4 protein-coding genes are annotated in these 4,814 nt (G+C 62.5%); 2 read left to right on the top strand and 2 right to left on the bottom strand.

All coding sequences use genetic code 11. The features are described from left to right. Positions 1-811, bottom strand: an 811-nt coding sequence (locus JNL55_RS00390; protein WP_293848149.1) for a hypothetical protein, incomplete at its 3' end; no start/stop codon positions are given. Between the two features lie 85 nt (positions 812-896). Next, entirely contained in the window at positions 897-2,009 is a 1,113-nt protein-coding gene (locus JNL55_RS00385; RefSeq protein WP_293848147.1) for a glycoside hydrolase family 172 protein, read from the bottom strand. 120 nt (positions 2,010-2,129) lie between these two features. Between JNL55_RS00385 and JNL55_RS00380 the strand changes: the two genes are divergently transcribed. Both JNL55_RS00380 and JNL55_RS00375 read left to right on the top strand, forming a co-directional pair. Then, a complete protein-coding gene (locus JNL55_RS00380) occupies positions 2,130-3,689 on the top strand; it encodes a class I adenylate-forming enzyme family protein (protein ID WP_293848145.1) in 1,560 nt (519 codons plus the stop codon). A gap of 82 nt (positions 3,690-3,771) precedes the next feature. Beyond that, positions 3,772-4,814: MFS transporter (locus JNL55_RS00375; protein WP_293848144.1), on the top strand; the 1,043-nt coding region annotated here is incomplete at its 3' end.

Here is a 4,814-nt window from a genome sequence, read left to right as displayed (position 1 = left end):
TGGGCAGCGACGGCACAGACCAGAAATGCCAGACTTCGCTGTGCGCGACGCGCTGCTGCGGCTCGACACGCGTCAGCGGCCCCAATGTTTCCATCTCCACGAAGCCAGGCATGGTGAAGAACTCGCAATTGCAGCCGAGGTCGGCGTAGCGCGCCTGTGCGTCGAACGAGAACGTCTTGATGAGCAACCAACCGTTCACCCAGCAGGCCGCCCAACACTGGCGGTTGAGCACGCCCAGCTTGAATTTCTGGTCGACCGCGCCGTCCTCCTGCAGTTGGATGAAGCGCTCTCCCCAAAGCACGCGCGGATCGTTCATCCGAGTGTAGGGCCAGAGCGTCAGAGTGCGGGCCGGATCCAGAAACTGAGGATGCGGCCGGAACTCTTCTTGCGGCACGATCAACCGGCTGCCGGCCGCCAGCAGTGTCATCGCCCAGGGGGCAAGTTCCACGGCCCAGGGATTGCGGTTGGCAAGCTCATGGCTGACATGCACGCGGTGTGGGGCGAGGAACTCGATGGCGATGGATTTCTGTATTCGCGTCGACGGTTCTTCGCGTTGAGTAAACCGCAGACAGCTGCCGTCACGCGTGAACTCCACGGGCTCGAAGTCCAGCCCGTAGCTGCGCGGGTACGCTTCAGGTGCGTGCCAGAGCCGATGACCGCCAAACAGCAGATACTCGTCACCACTCGTGCGCCCCATGTCCTGCTCGAACTCCTTGAAGAGGTTGGCTCCGCCGTCGAGACTGCACTCGATGATGCGCGGCCCCACCTCTAGGGTAACGACCAGCCGCAATCCGGCATGGTCGACGCGCACGCAACGCTGCCATCCGCGATCCGGCGCTTCCGTCACATCAGACAGCAAGGACTGCGCAGTCTGCGTGCTCATATTTATCGTCTCCCTACATGGACTGCGGCAGCGAGAATCCCGGCTGCAGCGGCAATGCGTTCAAATCGGGCGCCAGACTCAACCCCTCGAGCCGCAGCGACAGTGCCGGCAGCACCGGCAGCGCCGCGCTGGGCAACGGCTCGTACCAGAAGGTACAGGTTGAGTAGTCATCGGATCGTTCCACCAGACACTCCCGGTAGCCCTGCAGCGAGCGCGGCAGTTTTTCCGGCGAGGCAGCCAAGCCAATCTGCTGCAAGGTGACCCGGATGGACTCGTGCCAGTACACCGGATCCGGCAGATGCCACCGGTACATGGACACCGGGCCGGTATCGGTGCGCCCACGCGTCACGAGGCTGGCACCGTGATAGACAAAAGCATTGCGCTGAAGCCCCCACGACAAGCCCACATAGTCCTCGGCGCCCGTGCCCACGATGCTCGCGAACTCGTCATCGCCGTCGAGATAGATCTTCACTGCGCCCTCGCCCCACCAATTGGCATGAGTGGGCCGCACGCCGATGACGGCACCCAGATAGCGACCCCGACCGATTCGTCGCGGCAACAGCTCGAAATCCGCCTTCACGACGGTCGAGATCTCTCGCCGGAACAGCGCATGCAAATAACCACTGTCGGCCTCGATCTCATCGCCTACGGTGTAGTCGATCTGGAAAAACAGAGGCACGGCGATAGCGAGTTCGTTGGTGATCGTGACCCGCGCGCGCCGGAAAAACGGCATGGGCAGCCAGATGTTCAACGCCAGGCGCTCGCCCACCGAATGCACGGCGGAGGCATAGGGAGGCGAGGCGCCGTGCGCGAAGCCGAAGAAGTCGCCGATGGGCGCTTCGACGCTGGGATGAAGCTGATCTTCCCAATACATGCGTATCACTAGGCCGCGCATGGTGTCCGCGATGTCGTAGGTAGCCATCCACAGATGCCGCAGCACCCCCGGCCCTTCGATATCGGCCAGCTGGACGCATTCGCCGCTTTCGATCATCCGCGCCGGTGCGCCCTTGCGACCGACGCCCAGTGGACTAGTTGCACGCCCACCTCCGCCCGGCGCACCCGTGGGATTCTCGAAAGAAATGGCTCGGCTACGGACGTTGCGCGCGAGGCGATAGAGATCATTCACGTCGACACTCCTGCGGCACGGCGTCAGGCGGCCGGTTGACTTCGGCCAGGCGCGCTTGTAACTTCGTTTCATTCATTTATAAAAATAGTATTCATATATGACAGCACGATGCAAGAGCCCATGACAGAGCCCGCCTGCCCAACCCGGCCCCTGCAGCCGGTGTTCACGGGCATCAGCGATCAGATCGCCATCCACGGCCGCTTCCGAGCACAGCAATTCGCTTTCGTCGAGGGACCGCGTCAGGTCACCTGGTGCGAGTACAACAGCACCGCCAATCGGATCGCGAATGCGATGATCGCGCTGGGCGTGACACCCGGTGCGCGTATCGCTGTTGTGGTCAGCAACAGTCTGTGGGCGCATGAGCTGCTGCTCGGCACGTGGCGTGCCGGAGCGATTTTCGTACCACTGTCCCCCCTGCTGTCACACGAGGCCCTGGCGAAGATGATCCAGGACTGCGACGCCAGCATTCTGTTCGCGAGCGACGAATATGCCGCGATCACGCAGGCCTCGGCCGGCGAGCGCCGGGTGTTCACGCAACAGCAGTTCCAGGAACACATTCGCCCGAGCAGCGATGCGGCGCCGGCCATCACCCTCGCCCCGCTCGATCTGGCTGTGATCATCTATTCGTCCGGCACGACCGGCACGCCCAAGGGCATCGCTCACAGTCACGAGTCCCGATTGAAATTCGGCGCCTACTTCGCGGCGGAGTTTCGATTTCATTGTCACGCGAAAGCTCTGTCGTGCATTCCCATCCACTCCAATGGCGCCTGGCTGAGCTGGCTGCCCGCGAAATGGATCGGTGCGACCACTGTGATCTTGCCGCGCTTCTCGGCGGATGATTATCTGCGCGCCGTCGAGGAGCACGCCCCGACCCATGGATTCGCGGTGCCCACGATGGCCGCGGCCCTCTTGCAGCATCCTCGGATCGAGGAAATCGGACTGAACTGCTTCGAGGCATTGATCACCGCCGGATCAGCCATGCCCGCGGGCATCAAGCAAGAGATGCAACGGCTGAGTGGCAACTCGCTCTTCGAGCTATGGGGATTGACTGAGGGCGTGGCCACGCTGATCGATCCGATCGACATGCAACAGCGTCCGCACAGCGTTGGCCGCGCGATGCTGGGCTGTGACATTCGCTTGATCGGACCTGATGACGGCGACATCACGCACTCAGGCGTTGGCGAGATTGTTGGCCGCTCCGCAGCGATGATGAGCGGCTATTGGAACCGGCCCGACGCGAACGCCGCGGTACTCTGGCATGACGCACACGGCACCGCGTTCATTCGCACCGGCGATATCGGTGCCCTCGATGCACACGGCTTCCTGATACTGCGGGGGCGCAAAAAGGACATGATCGTTTCAGGTGGTCTGAACGTCTATCCCATCGACATCGAGACGTGCCTGTTGAGTCACGAGGACGTGCTGGACGCGGCGGTGGTCGGCGTCGAGCACGAAAAATGGGGCGAGGTCCCGGTCGCGATGGTGCGCCTGAAGCCGGGGACTCGAACCGATGCAATCACCCTGCAGGACTGGGCGAACGGGCGGCTGGCTAAGCATCAACGTGTGCAGGCCCTGCGCGTCTACTCTCAGGATTTCCCGCGCAACACCCTTGGTAAGGTGCTTAAGAACCAATTGGCCGAGGAATATCGCGCCTCCTTGCACGCGCAGCAGGATCGATAGCGCGCCTCGACGAAGCAATATGTCATCGATCAAGTCAGACACCTACAAGTGGTATGCGTTGGCGCTATTGTTCCTGATGTACGTGGTCAACATCATCGACCGCCACATCGTCAATATCCTGATCGAGCCCATCAAGGCTGACCTGGGACTGGGCGATGCCGAAGCTGGCTTCATCACAGGGCTCGCCTTCGCGCTGTTCTACACGGTCATGGGTGTACCGATCGCGATGCTCGCTGATCGCTACAACCGTACGCGACTGATCTGCTTGTGCTCGGCGCTGTGGAGTCTCGCCACCGCTGCCAGCGGCGCTGCATCGAGCTATGCCAGCATGGCCGCAGCCCGCATGGCTGTCGGCGTTGGCGAAGCGGGACTGACGCCGACCGCCAATTCCCTGATCGGCGATCTGTTCGAACCGCGCAATCGCGGCAAGGCCCTGGGAATCTATATCAGCGCGGTGTCCGTGGGCACCATGCTCGCCGGGCTGCTCGGCGGCTGGCTGGAGCACCATGTGGGCTGGCGGATGACATTCATCATCTTGGGAATTGTCGGCTTGGGTCTCACGGCGATCTTCCGCTTCGCGTTCCGCGAGCCCGCGCGCGGTCATCTGGACGACGCCGCCTCACAACCCGAACAACGCTCGTACGGTCTCTTGGAGACCATTGGCTATCTACTGCGAAAGCGCAGTTGCAGGTACTTCTTTCCAGCCTTCGCGCTGGTCGGCTTCGTCGGAGCCGCCATCAACAACTGGACCCCGGCCTTCTTCATGCGCTCGCATGGCATGAACCTGATGGAGATGGCCGCGTCGGTAGGCGCCATCTTCGGTGCGGGCGGCGCGCTGGGAATGATCGGCGGTGGGCTCCTGGCCGATCATTTTTCCACCCGCGATGTCGCCTCTTATCTGAAGGTCCCGGCGATCGCGGTGCTGGTGAGCCTGCCGCTGTACTTCGGCGTCTACCTCGTTCCCGGCTCGACCCCGGCGATGTTGCTGCTGGTCGTACCGGTCACCGTCGCTGCGATCATCATGCCGCCGGTGCTGGCGCTGCTCCAGCGTCTGGTGAAGAACAACATGCGCGCCGTTGCCGTCGCTGTCTTCCTGGTCGTCGTGCATCTCATCGGCATGGGCTT

This window comes from Steroidobacter sp. (assembly GCF_016790065.1).
GTDB lineage: Bacteria > Pseudomonadota > Gammaproteobacteria > Steroidobacterales > Steroidobacteraceae > Steroidobacter.
This window is presented reverse-complemented; position numbering and strand designations above follow the sequence as displayed.

Bases quoted from the DNA above. Each gene is read 5' to 3' on its own strand.
- JNL55_RS00380 (WP_293848145.1), top strand. From the start codon at position 2,130: ATGACAGAGCCCGCCTGCCCAACCCGGCCCCTGCAGCCGGTGTTCACG.